Genomic DNA, 19,456 nt, shown 5'->3' on the forward strand with positions numbered 1-19,456 from the left:
AAATGAATTTACACGTAACCCACCAACAAAGAAAATAGAGTTTTCGCAGTTCGAGGGTAATCCCTAGGGCCGGCGATTGGGCGTTGCACCGGCGAGGTGCGCAATACCGCCGGCATTTCTGGCATTTCGCCATTCGCGGGCATGCCTCGCACCGGAAACGCTACAATGCCGGCCAGCGCCGCCAACCCGCCTTGGCCGGCTTTTCCGCGTAGTTGCCAGTTCCCGCTCAGAAGTTTCCCCGCACGTGATCCGAATCGACCAGCTTGTCCTCCAGCGCGGCACCAAGGTGCTGTTCGACCACACCAGCGTGACGCTCAACCCAGGCGAGCGTGTGGGCCTAGTCGGCGCCAATGGCAGCGGCAAGTCGACGCTGTTCGCGCTGCTGCGAGGCGAACTGCATCCGGACGGCGGCGATGTCAGCGTGCCGGCGCAATGGCGCGTCGCCCATGTGGCGCAGGAAACGCCCGCGGTCAGCCGCAGCGCCGTCGAGTACGTGATCGACGGTGACACCCGCCTGCGCGAGATCGAAGCCGCCATCGCGGCCGCGCAGGCCAGCGGCGACGGCACCGCCGAAGGCGAAGCCCACGCCGCCTATGCCGATGCCGACGGCTACACCGCCCCCGCGCGCGCCGAGGCACTGCTGCTGGGCCTGGGCTTTACCCTGTCCCAGGTAACGCAGCCGGTATCGTCGTTCTCCGGCGGCTGGCGCATGCGCCTGAACCTGGCGCAGGCGCTGATGTGCCCGTCGGACCTGCTGCTGCTCGACGAACCGACCAACCACCTGGACCTCGACGCCATCGTCTGGCTGGAAGACTGGCTGGCGCGCTACCCGGGCACGCTGGTGATGATTTCGCACGATCGCGAATTCCTCGACGCGATCTGCAACGTCACCGTGCATATCGAGAACCAGCAGCTGCGCCGCTACGGCGGCAACTACACTCTGTTCGAGACCCTGCGGCTGCAGCAGATGGCACAGCAGCAGGCCGCCTACGTGCGCCAGCAGAAGGAAATCGCGCACCTGGAGTCGTTCATCACGCGCTTCAAGGCCAAGGCGACCAAGGCGCGCCAGGCGCAGAGCCGGGTCAAGGCGCTGGAGAAGATGGAGCGACTCGCGCCGGTGCACGTCGCCGCCGGCTTTGCCTTTGAATTCCGCGAGCCCGACGCCGCGCCCAATCCGATGATGGTGCTCGACGGCGTCGATTGCGGCTACGCCGAGGCCGAGCCGCCGGTCACCATCCTGCACAAGCTGGCGCTGTCGATCCAGAACGGCCAGCGCATCGGCCTGCTCGGCGCCAACGGCCAGGGCAAGTCAACGCTGGTCAAGACGCTGGCCGGCACGCAGGATCCGATGACCGGCACGCTGCGCCTGGGCAAGGGACTGCAGATCGGCTACTTCGCGCAGCACCAGCTCGAGACGCTGCGCGACCACGATTCGCCGCTGCAGCACCTCGCCCGCCTGGCGCCCGACGTGCGTGAACAGGAGCTGCGCGATTTCCTCGGCAGCTTCAATTTCCGCGGCGACATGGCCACGTCACCGATCGAGCCGTTCTCCGGCGGCGAAAAGGCACGCCTGGCGCTGTCGCTGATCGTCTGGCAGAAGCCCAACCTGCTGCTGCTCGACGAACCGACCAACCACCTCGACCTCGATACCCGCGAAGCGCTGACCATGGCGCTGGCGCAGTTCGAGGGCACGCTGATCCTGGTCTCGCACGACCGCCACCTGCTGCGCGCCACCGCCGACCAGTTCATGCTGGTCGCCGACGGCACCATCAGGCCTTTCGACGGGGACCTTGACGACTACCGCGACTGGCTGCTGCAGCAGGCCGCCGCCAAGCGCAACGCCGCCACGGCTGCGCACCTAGCCGAGAACGCCGACGCCGCGGCTGCGGTCAACCGCAAGGACCAGCGCCGCGCCGAGGCCGACGAGCGCCAGCGCCTGTCGGCGTTGCGCAAGCCGCTGACGAAGGAGCTGGAGAAGGTCGAGAAGCGGATGGCAGTGCTGCAAACCGCCAAGGAGGAGATCGACCGGTTCATGGCCGATGAATCCAGCTATGCCGAAGCCAACAAGGCGAAGCTGATGGAGATGCTGAAGCGCCAGGGCGAGGTCAATGGCGAGCTGGAGACGCTGGAGGAGAAGTGGCTGGAGCTGCAGGAGCAGATCGAGCAGATTGCGTGAGAGATCTTTTCTCAATGAAAAACCGGCGCCACGTGCGCCGGTTTTTCATTGCAGTCCGCAATTCTCAACGGAAATTCTTCTCCCGCCGGATCAGCCCCACCGCCAGCGTCAGCGTCAGGATAAACAGCCAGATCAGCGACCACGCCGGCACCGACAGGCCCAGCACGGGCGGCAGCGGCGCCGCGCACAGGCCATCGGCATAGAACACCTGCGGCAGCACCTTGGCGGTCGGCAGCGCGTTGACCCAGTTCTCCAGCGGGTCGATGCCGCAGCTTGCCTTGGGGTTAAGCAGCAGCGAAACATGGTAGACAGCTACAGCAATGCCGGCGATGCCGGACAGCATACCCAGGCCCTGCCACAACGAACGGGTATTCTGCGCCACCACGGCGAGCAGCGAGAAGATGCCGATGCCGATAAACGCAAAGCGCTGCATCACGCAAAGCGGACAGGGCTGGTAGCCCTTCTCAAACTGCAGGTAGAGCGCAACGCCGACCAGGCCGAAGGAAACCAGGGCGATCAGCAGGAAATAGGCGCGGGAATTGGCTTGCATAGCGGTAATAAAGGGGGATCCGGTAAACGGTGCCATCAGCGGTGCCGTCAGGTGTAATCAGTTCGGGGGCGCGGCATTGCTGCGCATTATTACCGATTTTTCCGCGCCCGCCTTGGACGCCACATCGGCTGCGCAGCCCCCACCCTGTGGTGGATTGACGCAGGGCACTATGCCACGCTTTCCCTCCACGCCGCGCGCGGCAAACGATAAAGGCAATGGGGCCGCAGCGGATGCCCCGCCGGCAACGCCGGATGGTCGAACCCCGGCGCATCCTCGCGCATGCCAAGACGTTCCATCACGGCGCGCGAGCGGCGGTTGGCCAGCGTGGTGAACGAAACGATCTCGTCCAGCCCGAGCGTGCCGAAGCCGTATGCCAGCGCAGCGCGCGCCGCCTCGGTGGCCAGGCCGCTGCCCCAGGCAGCGCGTGCCAGGCGCCAGCCGATTTCGACACAAGGCGAGAACGGCAGCGCGGCGGCGGGCTCGTGCAAGCCGACAAAGCCGATGAAGACGCCGTCCGGCTTGCGCTCGACCGCCCACAGCCCCCATCCGCGCCCGGCAATCAGTGCCCGGCAACGGTTTGCCATCGCATCGCTTTCGGCCCGCGTCAGCGGCGCGGGGAAATAGCGCATCACTTCCGCATCGGCATTCAGCGCTGCGAATGGCTCGTAGTCGGCATCGCGCCACTGGCGCAGCCGCAGCCGCGGGGTTTCGATGGGCAGGCAGCCGGTGTCCATGCCTCAGTCCAGGTGGCGCACGCGATCGATCGCCTGCTCGATGCGCTCCACCGCGATCACTTCAAGGCCGTCGATCTTCTGCTTGGGCGCATTGGCCTTGGGGATCACGGCTAGCGTGAAACCCAGCTTGGCAGCTTCCTTCAGCCGCTCCTGGCCCCGCGGGCTGGGACGGATTTCGCCGGCCAGGCCGACTTCGCCAAAGACCACCAGTCCGCGCGGCAGCGGCTTGTTTCGCATCGATGAATGGATCGACAGCAGCACCGCCAGGTCGGCGGCCGGCTCGGTGATCTTGACCCCGCCCACCGCGTTCAGGAACACATCCTGGTCGAAGCAGGCAATGCCCGCGTGCCGGTGCAGCACCGCCAGCAGCAGCGCCAGCCGGTTCTGCTCCAGGCCCACCGCCAGCCGGCGCGGGTTGGGCACGTGGGCGGTGTCGACCAGCGCCTGGATCTCCACCAGCAGCGGACGCGTGCCCTCCTGCGTCACCAGCACGCAGGAGCCGGGCACGGTCTCTTCATGCTGCGACAGGAACAGCGCCGACGGGTTGCTGATGCCGCGCAGCCCGCGCTCGGTCATGGCGAACACGCCCAGTTCGTTGACCGCGCCGAAGCGGTTCTTGAACGCGCGGATCAGCCGGTGCGAAGAATGCGTATCGCCCTCGAAGTACAGCACCGTGTCGACGATATGCTCCAGCACGCGCGGCCCGGCCAGGCTGCCTTCCTTGGTCACGTGGCCGACCAGGATGATGGTGATGCCGCTGCTCTTGGCGATGCGCGTCAGCTGCGCCGCGCACTCGCGCACCTGCGCGACCGAGCCCGGCGCCGAGGTCAGCGCCTCGGAGTACAGCGTCTGGATCGAGTCGATCACCGCCACTTCCGGCTTCTCGGCTTCGAGCGTGGCCTGGATCTTCTCGAGCTGGATTTCGGCGAGCAGCCCCAGCGCCGGGCTTTCCACGCCCAGCCGCTGCGCGCGCAAGGCGATCTGCGCGCCCGATTCTTCGCCGCTGACATAGAGCACGCGGCGCTGCCCGGCCAGGTTGGCGAGCGCCTGCAGCAGCAGCGTGGACTTGCCGATGCCGGGATCGCCGCCGATCAGCACCACGCCGCCCGACACCAGGCCGCCGCCCAGCACGCGGTCGAATTCGTCGATGCCGCTGGAAAAGCGCGGCACGTCGGCGGCCTCGATCTCGGACAGCTTGCGCACCATGGCCGATGCCGCCAGCGGCTGGAAGCGCTTGGACGCGGCCGTCTCGGCCACCGATTCCACCAGCGTGTTCCATTGCTGGCAATGCGGGCACTGGCCGGCCCAGCGCGGCACGGTGCCGCCGCATTCGGTACAGGTGTAGACGGTCTTGGTCTTGGCCAACGGAAAATCCTTGCGGGAAAGAACAGGCCGGGCGCATAAGTGGCCCGGCCATCACACTAGCCGGCGGCAGCCGCTGCCGCCAGGTCTCGGTTGCAACCCTTTACACCACGGCCGGCGCCGCGCTGTCGGATGCCGTGATGGTCGCCACCGTGGCCGGCACGCGCGGCGCCAGCGCGCACATCAGCTCGTAGCCGACCGTGCCGCTGGCCTGTGCCACCTCGTCGATCGGCAAGCCCTGGCCCCACAGCGTCACCGGGCTGCCGACGCGCGCCTTCGGGCACGGCGTCAGGTCCACGCACAGCATGTCCATCGACACGCGGCCGACCAGTTCGGTGCGCACGCCGTCGACCAGCACCGGCGCGTGCTGCTCGCCCCAGCCGGAGGCATGGCGCGGGTAGCCGTCGGCATAGCCGCAGGCGACCACGCCGATGCGCATCGGGCGGTCCGTGGTAAACAGCGAGCCGTAGCCGACCGTATCGCCCGGCTGCAGGTCCTGCACCGAGATCAGCTCACTGTGCAGCGACATGGCCGGCTGCAGGCCGGTGCCGGCAATATCGGCATCGCGGCCGGTCGGCGAGGCGCCGTACAGGATGATGCCGGGACGCACCCAGGCGCGGTGCGCCTGCGGGTGCCACAGTACCGCGGCCGAGTTCGACAGGCTCGCCTCGCCCGGCAGATTGGCCGTGGCGGCGTCGAAGGCGTCGATCTGGTGGGCGATGCCTCGGGGACTATCCGCATCGGAAAAATGCGTCATGTGGACGATACTGCCCACACAGGGCATGGCGCGGGCGCGCTCCCAGGCGGCGCGGTACTGGGCCGGATGGAAGCCGAGCCGGTTCATGCCGGTGTTCAGCTTGAGCTGGATCGCCAGCGGGCCCTTGGGGCGTGCGCTTTCCAGCATGCGCAGTTGTTCGTCGCAGTGGATCGCGGTGGTCAGCCGGTATTGCTCGATCAGGGCAATGTCCTGCGGCTGGAAGAAGCCCTCCAGCAGCAGGATCGGGCCCTGCCAGCCCAGGTCGCGCAGCAGCACGGCTTCGTTCAGGTCCAGCAGGCCGAAGCCGTCGGTGCCGCGCAGCGCGGCAAAGGCGCGGCGGATGCCGTGGCCGTAGGCGTTGGCCTTGACCACGGCCCAGATGCGTGAGTTCGGCGCGCTGCGGCGGACGATGTCGAGGTTGTTGGCCAGCGCGGGCTGGTGGATGACGGCGTGGATGGGTCTTGGCATGGAGTCACATCTCTGAAATCGGGCAGCGCGAGGCGTTCCGGCGGCGCAGTGACGCATCGGGCACGCCACGCTCGCTACTGCGGAAACTGGAAGGACAGCTCTGTCTCACTCTCAAGGGCGCAAGCGTCACCTGTCAGTGGGCGATGGCACGTAGATGCATGCGGAGTGCTTCATATTGCGGGCAGGTCACGCTAAGGTGATCGGCCATGGGTATTTGGGTGCGCCGGGTCACGCGAATGTCGCCTGGCGGAGATATGGTCGAGCCGTTGCACCAGATCAGGGAAGACCCGGTCCTCTGGGCGGGATCGCAGCCGTTATTTGAACACATCCGGATGCCGCTGCCCGGGGTCTTTGCGGAATCGGCGCGGCAATTTGCAGTCAAAAAGGCACCTTGCCGGGGTTCGGGAATGTCATGTTTTCGTGATATAAAGCCGGACGCTCCGGCCATGTTCTAAAAGCGAAGCATTATGTCAATGACTGTCAGGCAAGCCGCACGACGACGCAGCGCAGTGCAACCGAGACAATTCGACACGGCCGCGGCGCAAGGTTCCCTGCAAACCATAGCCTCACCGACCGGTGCCGCCCTGACCGGCGTGGAAGTCCGCGATGGAGACAAAGTCGAAAGCATGAAGAAGGGTTTTTACACCATCATGGCCGCGCAATTTTTTTCGTCGCTGGCCGACAATGCGTTGCTGATCGCCGCCATCGCCCTTCTCACCGAATTGCATTCACCGCAGTGGATGACTCCGCTGCTCAAGCTGTTCTTCGTTCTCTCCTACGTCATCCTCGCCGCCTTCGTCGGCGCCTTTGCCGACTCGATGCCCAAGGGGCGGGTGATGCTCATCACCAATGCCATCAAGGTGGTCGGCTGCGCGATCATGATGTTCGGCTTGCACCCGCTGCTGGCCTATGGCGTGGTGGGCTTCGGCGCGGCAGCTTACTCGCCGGCCAAGTACGGCATCCTGACCGAGCTGCTGCCGCCGGAGAAGCTGGTGCTGGCCAATGGCTGGATCGAGGGGCTGACCGTGGGCTCGATCATCCTGGGCACCGTGGTGGGGGGCGCGCTGATTTCGGTGCACGTGTCGGACATCCTGATGCGGCTCGACCTGCCCTTGATCGACACCGGCATCGACACGCCGGCCGAGGCCGCGATGGTCGTGATCATGCTGTTCTACGTGATCGCGTCAGTGTTCAACCTGTTCATTCCCGATACCGGCGCCCGCTACCCGCAGCAGGAAAAGAACCCGATCAAGCTGATCGCCGAATTCGGCGACTGCTTCCTGGCGCTGTGGCGCGACAAGCTGGGCCAGATCTCGCTGGCGGTGACGACGCTGTTCTGGGGCGTCGGCGCGACGCTGCAGTTCATCGTGCTGAAGTGGGCGGAGAAGTCCCTGGGACTGAACCTGTCGCAAGGCGCGCTGCTGCAGGCGGTGGTGGCCGTCGGCGTGGCCGTGGGCGCGATCGCCGCCGCCGCGCGCATTCCGCTGCGCAAGTCGCTGTCGGTGCTGCCCTTCGGCGTGGCAATGGGCGTGACCGTGATGATCATGGCCTTCTATACCAAGGACGCCATGCCCCAGGTGACGCTGAACATCCTGGGCATGAGCATGCCGCTGTACATGGCCATCGCCTATGTGTTCCTGATGCTGGTGGGCGCGATGTCGGGCTACTTCGTGGTGCCGATGAACGCGCTGCTGCAGCACCGCGGGCACGTGCTGCTGTCGGCCGGCCACTCGATCGCGGTGCAGAACTTCAATGAGAACGTATCGGTGCTGCTGATGCTGTGCCTGTACGCGCTGCTGATCAAGCTGAACGTGCCGATCGGCGTGGTCATCGTCGCGCTGGGCCTGTTCATCTGCCTGACCATGATGCTGGTGATCAAGCTGCACAAGTACAACATGCGCACCTTCAACTCGCTGGCGATGATCGGCGAGGACAAGCACCACTGATCGACGCCCTGGACCGGCGGCGCCCCGCTCAGGGTCCGTCGGCCAGCTCCTGCGCAGCCTGCCGCGGCGGCTCCGCCGCCCGCGCCATGGCGCGCGCCTCCCATCCCGGCGGCACCACGAACCCGCGCGAGCATTCGCGCCACCAGCCGTGGCCGGCCGGCTCCAGCTCGCACAGCATCACCGGCGCTTCGCGGCGCCAGCCGTGGTCGTGGCGCGGGTCGGCAAAGCGCTGCGCCAGCGTGGCGTGCAGTGCATCGACCTCCTCCGTGCCGCTGGCAGGCACCAGCGCCCCCGACAACCATCCCGAACGCGGCAGCCGGCACCAGCGCAGGCCTGGCCGCGCCGCCGCGCGCGCACGCCAGCCGTCCAGCGTCGACCACCAGCCTTGCAGGTGGTCCGGGGCGATGCCAAGCCCGTCGAGTCCCGCTGGCACTTGCCCGTCCCGGTAGAACAGCCAGCCCAGCAGGTAAACCTCGCTACGCTCGACGACATGGCCGAGCAGCGCGCGCGCTTCCGGCGTGCGCCCCAGCGGCAGCTGGCGCCCGACCACGTGCCCGAGCTTGTCGCCCAGCCGGTCAACCATGTTCGGCCCGACGAAATCGTGCAGGGTCGGCACCGCAACGGTTGCGGCCATCAGGTAGAACTTGGCGGCCATTTCCCAATGGACCACGTCGCCGGAGGCCTGCTCGCGCCAGACGAAATCCAGTTCGCCCAGCGTGCGGATGCCATGCGCGCCGGCGCGCCGTACCGGGACGTTGGCCGCCAGCAGCGTCAGCCCCTCCATCCGGAGCAGCGCGAAATGCAGCAGCCGTTCCGCATGGCGGCCCAGCCGCAGGCTGCGGCTGGCGGGGTCCTGCGCATGCTGCGCGGCGGCGGGCGGGCCGGAAGCGGGATCGTAAGCGGGATCGGAAGGAAAGGCGGCATGGCCGCCGGCCAGCTCGTCGATGGTGGCTGGCAGCACGGCAGGGTCGGCGGCTTCCAGCCAGTGCTGCCACGCCGCCAGCGTACCGGCGGGCCAGTGCGCCGCGGCGGCGCCCGCTACCGCGGACAGCAGCGGCGGCGACAGCGTGGTCCAGGCCAGGTCGCGCGTGCGTGGCGACAAGGCGCGGCGCCACAGCGGCGGCTCCGGCGGCAGGTTGCCGTCGCCGCCGCGATGCAGCGAGAGATCAGGCCCCAGCTCCCGCACGGTCATGTACCTCGCGGGCCAGGCACAGGTCTTCCCATGCGCGCGCCTTGTCGGTCAGCGTACGCAGCAGGTAGGCCGGGTGGTAGGTCACCACCACCGGGATGCCTTCATAGGTGTGCACGGTGCCACGCAGCTTGCCGATCGGCGTGGTGGTGCGCAGCAGCGACTGCGCGGCGAAGCGGCCGAGCACCACGATCACCCGGGGGCGCACCAGCGCAATCTGGCGGCGCAGGAATGGCTCGCACTGCGCCACCTCGGCCGGCTCGGGATTGCGGTTGCCCGGCGGGCGGCACTTGAGCACGTTGGCGATAAAGACGTTGCGCCCGCGCGCCAGGCCGAGCGCGCCCAGCATATTGTCGAGCAGCTTGCCGGCCTGGCCGACGAAGGGCTCGCCTTGCAGGTCTTCGTTCTCGCCCGGGGCCTCGCCGACCAGCATCCATTCCGCCTGCCGGTCGCCGACGCCGAAGACGGTATTGGTGCGGGTCTGGCACAGTCCGCAAGCGGTGCAGCCGGCCACCGCGGCATCCAGCGCGGGCCATGCCATGGCGGCGATGGCAGCCTCGCGCCCGGCCTGCGCCGAGTCGGGTTCGGGGCCGGCCGGTAGCAGCGGGGGCTCGACCGGCGCACGCGAGACAGGCATCGCCGCAGCAGCGGCCGGCACCACCGGGATGGCGGTTTCGAGCGCCGGCGCGGCTTGCGCGACTGGCGCAGCCGCTTGCGCGGCTACCGTGACGGGTTCGGCAATGCCATCGGCAATGGCATCGTCAATCACCGCGGCAGCAACCTCCGCAACGGGCGCGCCGACCGCAACGGCTTCGGACACCGCCTGCGCCTGCGGCGCATCAGCGCGCGTCCGCGGCAGCCATTCGGCCGTGATGCCCAGCGCCTCGAGGAATCGCGCGCGGCGGCTCATGCGCGGCCCTCCCCGCCTTCCCTGCCCACATCGTCAAGCCAGCTCCGGCGCAGCACCAGCGCGTCTTCGCGGGTCCGGCCCGACGCCGGGTAATAACCCTTGCGTCGGCCGATCTCGGCAAACCCGGCGGCCTGGTACAGCGCGATCGCGCCGGTATTGGAGGGGCGCACCTCCAGCAGCATGGTATGGATGCGATGCGCGTGCGAGGTCGCCAGCACGATCGACAGCATCAGCCGCCCCAGTCCCTGGCGCTGGCGCGGCGGGTCGACGGTGATATTGAGCAGGTGCATCTCGTCGACCACCGGCATCAGCACGGCATAGGCCACCAGCGTGCCGACGGGATCGCGCAGCGTCAGGCCGAGATGCCCGGCCTTGACCGAGTTCTCGAAATTGCCGCGCGTCCATGGATGGCTGTATGCGCGTGCCTCGATGCCGGCAACCGCTTCCAGGTCGAGCGCGCTCATCCGGCCCAGCGCAAAGCCGGGGGGCAGCGGCGGCATGGCGGGCACGGCCGGCCAGTCGGCACGCTCCTCCAGCGGATACGCGGCACTCACGATGCGCTCCCTGCCGTGCTCGCGGCGCGCGCGGCGGCGACGGCTTCGCGTTCGGCGATGGTTTGCGCCACCTTGTCGCGCAGGTAGATCGGCATGGCGTGGTCGGCGTCGATGGCCTCGCCACGCGCCAGCGCGCGCAGTGCGATGGCGACCATCGGCCGGGCATGGGGCATCGCCTCCGGCAGCACGCGTTGCGCACGCGCCAGGCCGGCGAGGCGTTCGCCGAAGACGGTAACGGCATTGCCCGCGAGCCAGAATTCGCCGTCGGGCAATTGCACGGTTTCCGGCGCGCCTACTTGCATCGGCGTGCGCTCCACCCACTCCTGCGCTGCGTCATCCCAGCCGAAGGCGCCGGCATAGGCCTCGTCCATGCGCGCGTCGAGCGCGACCAGCACTGCGCTGCCCGCGGGCAGCGGCGGCTCGGCGGCGCGCACGCGCTCGGCGCAAGCCAGCAAGGTATTGACCGGCACCACCGGCAGGCCGGCACCGAAAGCCAGTCCTTGCGCCACGCCACAGGCGGTTCGCAGGCCGGTGAAAGAGCCGGGACCGGCGCCGAAGGCGATCGCGGCGCAATCGGCCAGTGCGATGCCGGCCTCGGCCAGCAGTTCTCCGGCGGCGGGCAGCACGCGTGCGGAGGAGCGTGCGCCGGTGTGCTCATGGCGCACCATGCACTCGATGCCGGCGCCGGCCACGGCACGTCCGAGCGCGACCGAGCACCACTCCGTAGAAGTTTCAACAGCAAGAATCCAGGACATGGCGCGATTGTAGCCGCTGGCGCCCGGAACCGAGGGCTTCTTCGGTTTTAGACGCGCGGCCTGGCGCACCGGCGCGGCTATCATCGGCAGCACTTTCACAAACTCCCACGGAGAAACCCATGAGCGACCTGCCGGCACGCTTCGACCAGGCCCAGATCGACGTCAAGCAACTGAGCGAGCGCCCCAGCAACATGACCCTGCTGCGCCTGTACGCACTGTTCAAGCAAGGCAGCGAAGGCGACGCCCACGGCGACAAGCCGGGCATGACCGACTTTGTCGGCCGCTACAAGTTCGAAGCCTGGGAAGCGCTGCGCGGCACCGCGCGCGAGCAGGCGATGGAGCAGTACATCGCGCTGGTGGAAGAACTGCGCAGCGGCGCGGCCAGCTAAGCCCGCCCAGCCAATCCCGGCCACGCCAGCCGGCGGCCTCAGCCCGCCGGCAGCGGCCTTGGCCGGATACGCCAGGCCGCGAAGATGGCGCTGGCGATCACCACCCCGACCGCCAGGAAGGTCTCGTCGAAGGCGCGGATGCGCGCCGCCTGCAGCGCGGCGTCGCCCGCCTGGCCCAGCACCGCGCCGTGCTGGGTCAGCCGCCACTGCAGCCCCACCCCGGCCAGGCTCACGCCGATCGCGCCACCCAGCTGCCGGATAAAGTTGATGCAGCTCGATCCCTGCGCGATCAGCGAAAAATCCACGCCCCGCATCGAGCCCAGCGTCAGCGACGGCAAGATGCAACCGAGCCCGATCCGCCCCAGCACCGCCAGCGCCACCAGCAGCAGATATGGCGTAGCGCGCGACCCCAACGCCATCAGCAGGAACGACAGCGCCAGCAGCGCCAGCCCGAACGACACCTGGACATGCGGCGCGATCCGGTGCGTGAAGCGGCCGGCCACGGCGATCGTCAGCGCCAGCATCACGCCCGCCGGCAGCAGCACCAGGCCCGCGCGCGAGGGCGTGTATTCCAGCGCCATCTGCATGTAGACCGGCAACAGGTAGGTCGAGCCGAACAGGCCCGCACCGTAGATGAATGCCACCACCGCGCCCGCCGAGAACTGCCGGTAGCTGTACAGCCGCATGTTCATCAGCGGATGGGGCGCGCGCAGCTGCCACAGCACGAACGCCGCCAGCATCAGCACCCCGAAGCCGGCCAGCGCCAGGCCCGCGGCCACGCTTTCGCGCATCTCGACCACGCCGTTGAGCAGGCTCACGGTGGCCACGCCGGCCAGCGCCAGGCCGCGCCAGTCCAGCGGCTCGCGCTCGCCCATCATGATCGAATCCACCGCCATGAAGCGCCGCGCCATGAACGCGCCGAGCAGCGTCAGCGGCACCACCACGAAGAAGATCGAGCGCCAGCCGAATGCCTCGACCAGGAAGCCGCCCAGGCTGGGCCCCAGCGCCGGCGCCAGCACCACGCCGAAACCGAACATGCTGATGGCCTTGCCCTGCTCGCGCTCCTCGAACACGCGCAGGATCAGGATATTGGGCAGCGGCTGCATGATGCCGGCGGCGGCGCCTTCGGCCACGCGCATGGCGATCATCACGCCGTAGGTCGGCGAGAACCCGCCGAACAGTCCGCCCGCGCCCAGCAGCAGCAGCGACCCCAGGAAGGTGCGGCGCAGCCCGTAGCGGTTGAGCAGCCACGGCGTCAGCAGCATCGACAGCGTCATCGCAATCATGAAGCTGGCCGCGACCCATTGCGCGCGTTCCTGTCCCAGCACGAAGTGCCGGCTAAGGTCGGGGATGGCAACGTTGATGATGGTGGACGAGACGATCGACGAGACCGTGCCCAGCATCAGTGTCATCAGAACCAGCCAGCGCAGGCGGTCGCCGTAGCGCTCGCGCAGCGCCGCCCGGGTCGGGCCCGGCTGCTTGCCGGTCGTCTCCGGCGCGACGGGGCCTTCGCTCACCCCAGCCGCCCGGTGTCGGCGATCTCGCGGATCTTGCGGACGGTATCGATGTCGGCCTCGTGATAGGCGGACTTGACGATCTCGGCGTAGCGGTCGTCGCCGCTGGCATCGACGGCCGGCATGGTGGTGTCATAGGTGAAGCGCAGCAGCAGCGCGCCCGGGCCCGGGGTCTCGATCACCATGGTCAGCGTGCCGCCGGCATGCTCGGCGGTGGCGGCGGTCTCGTAGCGCACCTGGCGCCGCGGCTCGAACACGACGCGGTCATGGATGGACGTCTCGCCGAAATGCAGCACGCGGTCGATCCAGTTGTCGCCCCGCGCCACCACTTCGGCGCTGTCCAGACCCAGCACGAACAGTTCGGGCGACTCGGCGCGCAACACCAGGCCTTGCCAAAGCTGGTCAGGTGTCAGCGGATCCAGCTGGGGGTTGCCTGGATCATTGATTTCCACCAAGTGCTCGAAACGCAACTTCGCTCTCCCTGTCTTCAATAAGTCGATATTATGAAGTCTCCGCGTGTTCGGGAGACGTTTTTGTCTGCGCGGTGCAACATTGCCGAGACAGCCCTCACACCGGATATCGACCGACCATCACATTGACTGGAGTACCGCGCATGCCTGCCGCGCCGCTGGCCGAACCCGATCCGCTGCAAGTCCCGCTGCAAGTCCCGCTGCAAGTCCTTGTCTATGCCGATTCACTGTCCTGGGGGATCGTCCCCGGCACACGCCAGCGGCTGCCATTCCCGGTGCGCTGGCCGGGCCGCCTGGAGCTGGCGCTGAATGCCGACGGCGGCACGCCGGTGCGCATCATCGAAGACTGCCTGAACGGCCGCCGCACGGTCTGGGACGATCCCTTCAAGCCCGGGCGCAACGGGCTGCAGGGGCTGGCGCAGCGTATCGAGATCCACTCGCCGCTGGCGCTGGTGGTCTTGATGCTGGGCAACAACGATTTCCAGTCGATGCATCCGCACAATGCCTGGCATGCCGCCCAGGGTGTCGGCGCCCTGGTCCAGGCCATTCGCACCGCGCCGATCGAACCGGACAATGCCGGTGCCGCCCGTGCTGGTGGTGGTGCCGCCGCCGATCCGCACGCCGCGGGGGCCGCTGGCGCCCAAGTTTGCCGGTGGCGAACATAAATGGACCGGCCTGCCGCAGGCGGTTGCCGAGGTTTGCGCGCAGCTGGAGTGTCCGATGTTCGATGCCGGCACGATCATCCAGAGCAGCGCCGTCGACGGCGTACATCTTGACGCGGATGCCCACCTGGCGCTTGGCGACGCGTTGTGCCCGGTCGTTCGCGAACGGCTGCCGCGCTGACACAAGCGTATCGGCACTCCTGCAGCGGCCGGCCGAAACATCACTCCTGACAGCAGTTGTCAGGAGGGCCGGCGCACAATGCGGCCGCTCTCACACAGAACGCCGCAAGGAGGCTGTCATGGAGTTGCTGATCAATATCGATGTCGACGACCTCGCGCGCGGCATCGCCTTCTACGAGCAAGGCCTCGGGCTGAAACTGCGGCGCCGCCTGTTCGATGGCACCGTCGCCGAAATGCTGGGCGGCAACACGCCGATTTACCTGCTCGCCAAACCCGCTGGCACCCGCCCTACCAGTCGTTCGGATACCCGGCGCGACTACCGACGGCACTGGACGCCGGTGCATCTCGACTTTGTCGTGGCCAACCTGGAAACCGCGATCGAACGCGCACTGGAAGCCGGCGCCGAGATCGAAGACTGGCCGCAGGATTTTGACTGGGGCAGGCAGGCTACGTTGTCGGATCCGTTTGGGCACGGGCTTTGTTTTATTGAGTGGAGGGGTGAGGGGTATGCGACGGTAGCGGGCTGAGCGGCCTGCCGCGTTTCGGAAAATTCTCCTGTCCGAGACCGGACCAGGATGTCACATTTCCTGTCGGGCCTAGCCCGGCCCTGTCCTTGAACTCCGCGACGTTATAACATTGTGCTACTCATCGCCGGGGCGATGGCAACAAGGACAGGCAATGAAAGCGACGATTCGAAAAATGGGCAACTCGCAGGGGATCCTGATCCCCAAGGCAATGCTGGCGCAATTGGGTCTGGAGGGTGAAGTGGAAATGGATATCGTGAATGACACGCTGGTGATCCGGCGCCCGAAGAATTCGCCGCGTGAAGGCTGGGCCGATGCCAGCCGCGCCATTGCCGAAGCCGGCGACGATGTGCTGGTCCTTGGCGATTTTCCCAACGCGGATGACGCGGAGTTGAAATGGTAGTGCGGGGCGAGATCTGGCTCGTCGCACTTGACCCTGCTGTTGGCAGCGAAATCATGAAGACGCGCCCGTGCGTAGTCGTCTCGCCGCCGGAGATGCATGACTACCTGCGGACGGTCACCGTGGCACCCATGACTTCTGGCAGCCGGCCGGCACCCTTCCGTGTCGGCGTGACATTCCAGCGCAGACACGGGTTGATTCTCCTGGACCAGATCCGTGCCGTCGACAAATCCCGACTGCTCAAGCGCGCCGGCGAGCTGAATGAAACCACGCTGAAGGAAACCCTTCGCGTCTTGCGCGAGTGCTTCGCCGACTAAAGAATGAGGCGGCAATTTATGCCATCAATTCAGGTCGACAGGGTTTCATAAGCATATGAGAAACAAATAGACGCCAGATCTGTTCCTGTTGCGCAGTTTGCACGCAATTGCGTTAATCTGTGGCCTCGCCTGCGCAGGCGATCCCTGCCACGGCCAAACTGTCTCACTCGCCACATAATCAAAAGACCACAGAACTCTATGCGCAGCACCTCCCTTATCAAGCGCCTGGCGGTTGCCGTCTCCGCAATCGGCCTTATCACCGCCGGCAGCGCCTCGGCCCAGGAACAGACCATTCGCGTCGGCACCGTCAGCGGTCCGGACGCCGAAGTCTGGCAAGTCGTCCAGAAGGTTGCCAAGCGCAACGGCCTGAACGTCAAGGTCGTGGAGTTCAACGACTACGTGCAGCCGAACGCCGCGCTGGATGCCGGCGACCTGGATGCCAACAGCTTCCAGCACCAGCCCTACCTGGACAGCCAGGTCAAACAGCGTGGCTACAAGATGCAGAGCGTCGGCTACACGTATATCTCGCCGCTGGGCATTTACTCGAAGAACCTGAAGTCGCCCAAGGACCTGCCGCAAGGCGCCAAGGTGGCGGTGCCCAACGACCCGTCCAATGAAAATCGCGCGCTGCTGCTGCTGCAGTCGCAGGGCGTGATCAAGCTCAAGGCCGGTGCCGGCACCAATGGCAACAACGCCACGCCGCTGGACGTGGCCGAGAATCCCAAAAAGCTGAAGATCGTGGAACTGGACGCCGCGCAACTGGCGCGCGCGCTGCCCGATGTCGGCGCCGCCGTGATCAACACCAACTACGCGCTGGCCGCCGGCCTGCAGCCGACCAAGGATGCGATCGCACTGGAAGACATCCACAGCCCGTACGCCAACATCATCGTGGTGCGCACGCAGGACAAGGACAAGCCGTGGGTCAAGAAGCTGGTTGCTGCGTACCAGTCGGAAGACGTGCGCCAGTTCATGAAGGCCCAGTTCAAGGGCGCGATGGTGCCGTCGTTCTGACCGGACGCGCCTGGCCACTGCAAACTCGTGCTTGCAAATTCCGCCGCCTTCGGTAGAATGCGGCGCTCACCTTGCCCAGGTGGCGGAATTGGTAGACGCACTAGGTTCAGGTCCTAGCGGTGGCAACACTGTGGAGGTTCGAGTCCTCTCCTGGGCACCAGCATTCAAAGAAGGCCTGCGCAAGCAGGCCTTCTTCATTTCCGCCCAGGAAAAAAAGCGCTTGAGCGCTTTTCGGGAGGACGAGAAGGGCTGCGCTTGCAAGCGCAGCCGGGGTCGCGCTGGCGTGACCGAGTCCTCTCCTGGGCACCAAGGTTTCAAGCGAGAAGCCCGCACGTCAGTGCGGGCTTTTTGTTTTTCCAAACCGGCCAATCAATCCGCCGGGCAGAACTCTCCCGTTGTTTCATCCAACTGCTGCTTGACCATTGCAAGTAGGGAATGCATGGCATGACAGGATTCGGAGCGCTCGCTTTCGATTTCAAGCAACGAGAGGATTGCGCTCAGCCCGGCACTGATTCGCTCAAGCGCTTCCACGGCGCCAGGCGGGACGATGTTCAGAACTTCCGCGTTAAAGGTGCGCATTTGCATTTTGCTTTTCTCCGACTAGAGACTGCCCGCCAGCCCCCGGGATCTACAGAATGGAGGTGGCGGGCCTGACAGCGGAGGTGACAACCGGGGCAAACGCAGCAAAACCCGGCCAGCCATAGGCTGCCCCGCCCGGCCCGCCAAAGAAACGGCATGCGCGTGCGCAATCCTGAACGGAAAGTAATCATTGCTGCGTCAGTTATGGGTTGTCACGCCCGCTCACCGAACCCCTCGGTGAGGCATCCAGTCTCCCGCCCTGCCGCCAACGCGTACATAAGACGCTTCGCATTCACCGCCCGCGCCCATCGCCTACAGTAAATCCCAAAGGCGCCGTAGCGCCGCCATCGGGAGACCTGTCGTGAGCAACCTGCAAGAGCGTCGCCGCTTCCTGGGAGCCGCGCTGAGCGGCCTGCTAATGCCAGCCCTGCCCGCCTGCGGCGGCGATGACGATCCTGCGCCGCCGCCGGACACGGTGCCCGAAGCGCAGATCACCGCCGCCATCGCCCAGGTCGATACGCTGGCCACCAACCTGATGGCAAGCTCGGGCGTGCCCGGCATGGCCATCGCAGTGGTGCGCGGTAATCAAACCGTTTACGCCAGGGGCTTTGGCCGTCGATTGGTGACCGATCCCGCATCGGTCGACGCCGACACCGTGTTCCAGCTGGCCTCGGTGTCAAAGTCCATCGGCGCCACGGTAGTGGCACGGCAAGTGGGACGCGGCAGCATCGGCTGGGACACCCCGGTCATCCAGCACCTGCCATGGTTCGCGCTGTCCGATGCGGAAACCACCGAAGCGGTCACCATCGGCGACCTGTATGCGCATCGTTCCGGCCTGCCCGACCACGCCGGCGACCGGCTCGAAGACATGGGCTACGACCGCCGCGAGGTGCTGACGCGCCTGCGCTTCCTGCCGCTGCATCCGCTGCGCGCGGTCTACGAGTACACCAACTTCGGCATGACCGCGGCGGCCGAGGCGGTGGCGAACGCCGCCGGCATCGACTGGGCCACGCTGTCCGAGCAGGCCATCTACCAGCCGCTGGGCATGGCCCGCACCAGCTCGCGCTACGCCGACTTTGCCGCGCGCGACAACCGCGCGCTCGGCCACGTCAAGGTCAACGGCAGCTGGGTGCAGGGCATGGGCACCATGCCCGATGCGCAATCGCCCGCGGGCGGCGTCAGCGCCTCGGTCAACGACCTGGCGAAATGGCTCATCATGGTGCTGGCCCAGGGCGAGTTCGCCGGCCAGCGCATCGTCGACGCCTTGGCACTCGCCCCTGCGCTGTCCCAGCAGATGCAGAGCAGCCCGCCCGTCCAGGGCCGCCCCGCCAGCTACTACGGCTACGGCTTCAATGTCGGCACGACCGAGCTGGGGCTGATCAACTACAACCATTCCGGCGGCTTCGCGGTCGGCGCGGCTACGAGCTTCACCGCGGTGCCGTCGCTGAACCTGGCCATCGTCACGCTGACCAACGGCTACCCCATCGGCATCCCGGAAACGCTGAACGCGCAGTTCTTCGACCTGGTCCAGTACGGCGCCTTCCGCCGCGACTGGGGCGCGATCTTTGCCGACGCCTTCGCGCCCTTGCTGCAGCCCGAAGGCAGGCTGGTCGGGCAGTCGCCACCTGCAAGCCCATTGCCCGCGCGGGCGTTGTCCACCTATGCCGGCACCTATCGCAACGACTATTACGGCCCGCTGCTGGTCGCCGAACAGGCCGGCGCGCTGGTGATGACGCTGGGCGCGAAGCCTCTGGTCCTGCCGCTGACGCACTGGGACGGAGATGTCTTTACATTCACGCTCCATAACGAGAACGCCGCCCCCGGCACGATCTCCAGGGCGGCATTTGCCAGCGACCGGGTATGGCTCGAGTACTACGACCATGAAGGGCTGGGCGTCTTCGTCCGCTAAGCGACGCCACAGCGGGAGTGGCAGGGCCACGCCGCATTGACACTCCCCAACCCGGTGCCGATACTGCAACACGCCCCCCGCCCTCGCCCGCCATGCGGCC

19 protein-coding genes, 1 tRNA gene and 1 pseudogene are annotated in these 19,456 nt (G+C 66.9%); 10 read left to right on the forward strand and 11 right to left on the reverse strand.

Annotated features, from left to right (window positions below):
• Positions 1–244 precede the first annotated feature (244 nt).
• The gene (locus VSR71_RS09295; RefSeq protein ID WP_342913580.1) at positions 245–2,176 is read left to right on the forward strand and encodes an ATP-binding cassette domain-containing protein; all 1,932 of its coding nucleotides are present in this window, start codon (positions 245–247) and stop codon (positions 2,174–2,176) included.
• Positions 2,177–2,240: 64 nt separating this feature from the next.
• On the opposite strand, the gene VSR71_RS09300 is transcribed toward VSR71_RS09295, so the two are convergent.
• From VSR71_RS09300 to alr, 4 genes are all read right to left on the reverse strand, one after another.
• Entirely contained in the window at positions 2,241–2,726 is a 486-nt protein-coding gene (locus VSR71_RS09300) for a disulfide bond formation protein B (protein ID WP_342913581.1), read from the reverse strand.
• A gap of 167 nt (positions 2,727–2,893) precedes the next feature.
• Entirely contained in the window at positions 2,894–3,460 is a 567-nt protein-coding gene (locus tag VSR71_RS09305; RefSeq protein ID WP_342913582.1) for a GNAT family N-acetyltransferase, read from the reverse strand.
• 3 nt (positions 3,461–3,463) lie between these two features.
• On the reverse strand, positions 3,464–4,825 hold the full coding sequence (radA, locus tag VSR71_RS09310; protein WP_342913583.1) for a DNA repair protein RadA: 1,362 nt from the start codon (positions 4,823–4,825) through the stop codon (positions 3,464–3,466).
• Positions 4,826–4,925: 100 nt separating this feature from the next.
• Complete coding sequence (alr, locus tag VSR71_RS09315; protein ID WP_342913584.1) at positions 4,926–6,047, reverse strand: alanine racemase; 1,122 nt, start codon at positions 6,045–6,047, stop codon at positions 4,926–4,928.
• 626 nt (positions 6,048–6,673) lie between these two features.
• On the opposite strand from alr, the gene lplT reads away from it, so the two are divergent.
• Positions 6,674–7,993 (forward strand): lysophospholipid transporter LplT, encoded by a 1,320-nt coding sequence (lplT, locus tag VSR71_RS09320; protein WP_342913585.1) that lies wholly within the window; start codon positions 6,674–6,676, stop codon positions 7,991–7,993.
• Between the two features lie 28 nt (positions 7,994–8,021).
• Here lplT and VSR71_RS09325 read toward each other — a convergent pair whose 3' ends face one another.
• The 4 genes from VSR71_RS09325 to tsaB are packed head-to-tail and all read right to left on the reverse strand — an operon-like array spanning position 8,022 to position 11,401.
• Positions 8,022–9,185, reverse strand: coding sequence for a DUF1853 family protein (locus VSR71_RS09325; RefSeq protein ID WP_342913586.1), 1,164 nt, complete (start codon positions 9,183–9,185; stop codon positions 8,022–8,024).
• On the reverse strand, positions 9,160–10,092 hold the full coding sequence (locus VSR71_RS09330) for a uracil-DNA glycosylase (RefSeq protein WP_342913587.1): 933 nt from the start codon (positions 10,090–10,092) through the stop codon (positions 9,160–9,162). The genes VSR71_RS09325 and VSR71_RS09330 overlap by 26 nt, the downstream gene beginning before the upstream one ends.
• Positions 10,089–10,646: a ribosomal protein S18-alanine N-acetyltransferase gene (gene rimI, locus VSR71_RS09335; RefSeq protein ID WP_342913588.1), complete on the reverse strand. Its 558-nt coding sequence runs from the start codon at positions 10,644–10,646 to the stop codon at positions 10,089–10,091. The genes VSR71_RS09330 and rimI overlap by 4 nt, the downstream gene beginning before the upstream one ends.
• Entirely contained in the window at positions 10,643–11,401 is a 759-nt protein-coding gene (tsaB, locus tag VSR71_RS09340; RefSeq protein WP_342913589.1) for a tRNA (adenosine(37)-N6)-threonylcarbamoyltransferase complex dimerization subunit type 1 TsaB, read from the reverse strand. Before tsaB ends, rimI begins: the two co-directional genes overlap by 4 nt.
• A 119-nt stretch (positions 11,402–11,520) precedes the next feature.
• Here tsaB and VSR71_RS09345 point away from each other — a divergent pair, with 119 nt between their 5' ends.
• The gene (locus VSR71_RS09345) at positions 11,521–11,790 is read left to right on the forward strand and encodes an acyl-CoA-binding protein (protein ID WP_342913590.1); all 270 of its coding nucleotides are present in this window, start codon (positions 11,521–11,523) and stop codon (positions 11,788–11,790) included.
• A gap of 38 nt (positions 11,791–11,828) precedes the next feature.
• On the opposite strand, the gene VSR71_RS09350 is transcribed toward VSR71_RS09345, so the two are convergent.
• Together VSR71_RS09350 and VSR71_RS09355 are read right to left on the reverse strand one after the other, a co-directional pair.
• A complete protein-coding gene (locus VSR71_RS09350; protein ID WP_342913591.1) occupies positions 11,829–13,307 on the reverse strand; it encodes a DHA2 family efflux MFS transporter permease subunit in 1,479 nt (492 codons plus the stop codon).
• Positions 13,304–13,774, reverse strand: coding sequence for an SRPBCC family protein (locus VSR71_RS09355; protein ID WP_342913592.1), 471 nt, complete (start codon positions 13,772–13,774; stop codon positions 13,304–13,306). The genes VSR71_RS09350 and VSR71_RS09355 overlap by 4 nt, the downstream gene beginning before the upstream one ends.
• Before the next feature lie 143 nt (positions 13,775–13,917).
• Between VSR71_RS09355 and VSR71_RS09360 the strand changes: the two are divergent.
• The 6 genes and pseudogenes from VSR71_RS09360 (at position 13,918) to VSR71_RS09385 (ending at position 17,028) form a co-directional block, all read left to right on the forward strand.
• Positions 13,918–14,617 (forward strand): annotated as a pseudogene (locus VSR71_RS09360) (SGNH/GDSL hydrolase family protein).
• Positions 14,618–14,735: 118 nt separating this feature from the next.
• Positions 14,736–15,143 (forward strand): VOC family protein, encoded by a 408-nt coding sequence (locus VSR71_RS09365; RefSeq protein ID WP_342913593.1) that lies wholly within the window; start codon positions 14,736–14,738, stop codon positions 15,141–15,143.
• Between the two features lie 151 nt (positions 15,144–15,294).
• Positions 15,295–15,543 carry an AbrB/MazE/SpoVT family DNA-binding domain-containing protein gene (locus VSR71_RS09370; RefSeq protein ID WP_342913594.1) on the forward strand — a complete coding sequence of 83 codons (249 nt, stop codon included), beginning with the start codon at positions 15,295–15,297 and terminating at the stop codon, positions 15,541–15,543.
• Positions 15,537–15,857, forward strand: coding sequence for a type II toxin-antitoxin system PemK/MazF family toxin (locus VSR71_RS09375; RefSeq protein WP_342913595.1), 321 nt, complete (start codon positions 15,537–15,539; stop codon positions 15,855–15,857). The genes VSR71_RS09370 and VSR71_RS09375 overlap by 7 nt, the downstream gene beginning before the upstream one ends.
• Before the next feature lie 198 nt (positions 15,858–16,055).
• Entirely contained in the window at positions 16,056–16,868 is an 813-nt protein-coding gene (locus VSR71_RS09380) for a MetQ/NlpA family ABC transporter substrate-binding protein (RefSeq protein WP_342913596.1), read from the forward strand.
• A gap of 73 nt (positions 16,869–16,941) precedes the next feature.
• Positions 16,942–17,028: transfer RNA gene (locus VSR71_RS09385), tRNA-Leu, on the forward strand.
• Positions 17,029–17,237: 209 nt separating this feature from the next.
• Here VSR71_RS09385 and VSR71_RS09390 read toward each other — a convergent pair.
• Positions 17,238–17,453 carry a DUF1484 family protein gene (locus VSR71_RS09390; RefSeq protein ID WP_342913597.1) on the reverse strand — a complete coding sequence of 72 codons (216 nt, stop codon included), beginning with the start codon at positions 17,451–17,453 and terminating at the stop codon, positions 17,238–17,240.
• Between the two features lie 355 nt (positions 17,454–17,808).
• Between VSR71_RS09390 and VSR71_RS09395 the strand changes: the two genes are divergently transcribed.
• Positions 17,809–19,356: a serine hydrolase gene (locus VSR71_RS09395; protein ID WP_342913598.1), complete on the forward strand. Its 1,548-nt coding sequence runs from the start codon at positions 17,809–17,811 to the stop codon at positions 19,354–19,356.
• Positions 19,357–19,456: the final 100 nt, after the last annotated feature.

Origin of the sequence: Cupriavidus oxalaticus, from assembly GCF_038900635.1 — a bacterium.
In the GTDB taxonomy this organism is placed as follows: domain Bacteria; phylum Pseudomonadota; class Gammaproteobacteria; order Burkholderiales; family Burkholderiaceae; genus Cupriavidus; species Cupriavidus oxalaticus_B.

Coding starts and splice junctions, on each gene's coding strand:
- VSR71_RS09380 (WP_342913596.1), top strand. CDS start 16,056: ATGCGCAGCACCTCCCTTATCAAGCGCCTGGCGGTTGCCGTCTCCGCA.
- VSR71_RS09330 (WP_342913587.1), bottom strand. CDS start 10,092: ATGAGCCGCCGCGCGCGATTCCTCGAGGCGCTGGGCATCACGGCCGAA.
- VSR71_RS09300 (WP_342913581.1), bottom strand. CDS start 2,726: ATGCAAGCCAATTCCCGCGCCTATTTCCTGCTGATCGCCCTGGTTTCC.
- alr (WP_342913584.1), bottom strand. CDS start 6,047: ATGCCAAGACCCATCCACGCCGTCATCCACCAGCCCGCGCTGGCCAAC.
- lplT (WP_342913585.1), top strand. CDS start 6,674: ATGAAGAAGGGTTTTTACACCATCATGGCCGCGCAATTTTTTTCGTCG.
- VSR71_RS09325 (WP_342913586.1), bottom strand. CDS start 9,185: ATGACCGTGCGGGAGCTGGGGCCTGATCTCTCGCTGCATCGCGGCGGC.
- VSR71_RS09390 (WP_342913597.1), bottom strand. CDS start 17,453: ATGCAAATGCGCACCTTTAACGCGGAAGTTCTGAACATCGTCCCGCCT.
- VSR71_RS09375 (WP_342913595.1), top strand. CDS start 15,537: ATGGTAGTGCGGGGCGAGATCTGGCTCGTCGCACTTGACCCTGCTGTT.
- VSR71_RS09370 (WP_342913594.1), top strand. CDS start 15,295: ATGAAAGCGACGATTCGAAAAATGGGCAACTCGCAGGGGATCCTGATC.
- VSR71_RS09305 (WP_342913582.1), bottom strand. CDS start 3,460: ATGGACACCGGCTGCCTGCCCATCGAAACCCCGCGGCTGCGGCTGCGC.
- VSR71_RS09365 (WP_342913593.1), top strand. CDS start 14,736: ATGGAGTTGCTGATCAATATCGATGTCGACGACCTCGCGCGCGGCATC.
- VSR71_RS09345 (WP_342913590.1), top strand. CDS start 11,521: ATGAGCGACCTGCCGGCACGCTTCGACCAGGCCCAGATCGACGTCAAG.
- tsaB (WP_342913589.1), bottom strand. CDS start 11,401: ATGTCCTGGATTCTTGCTGTTGAAACTTCTACGGAGTGGTGCTCGGTC.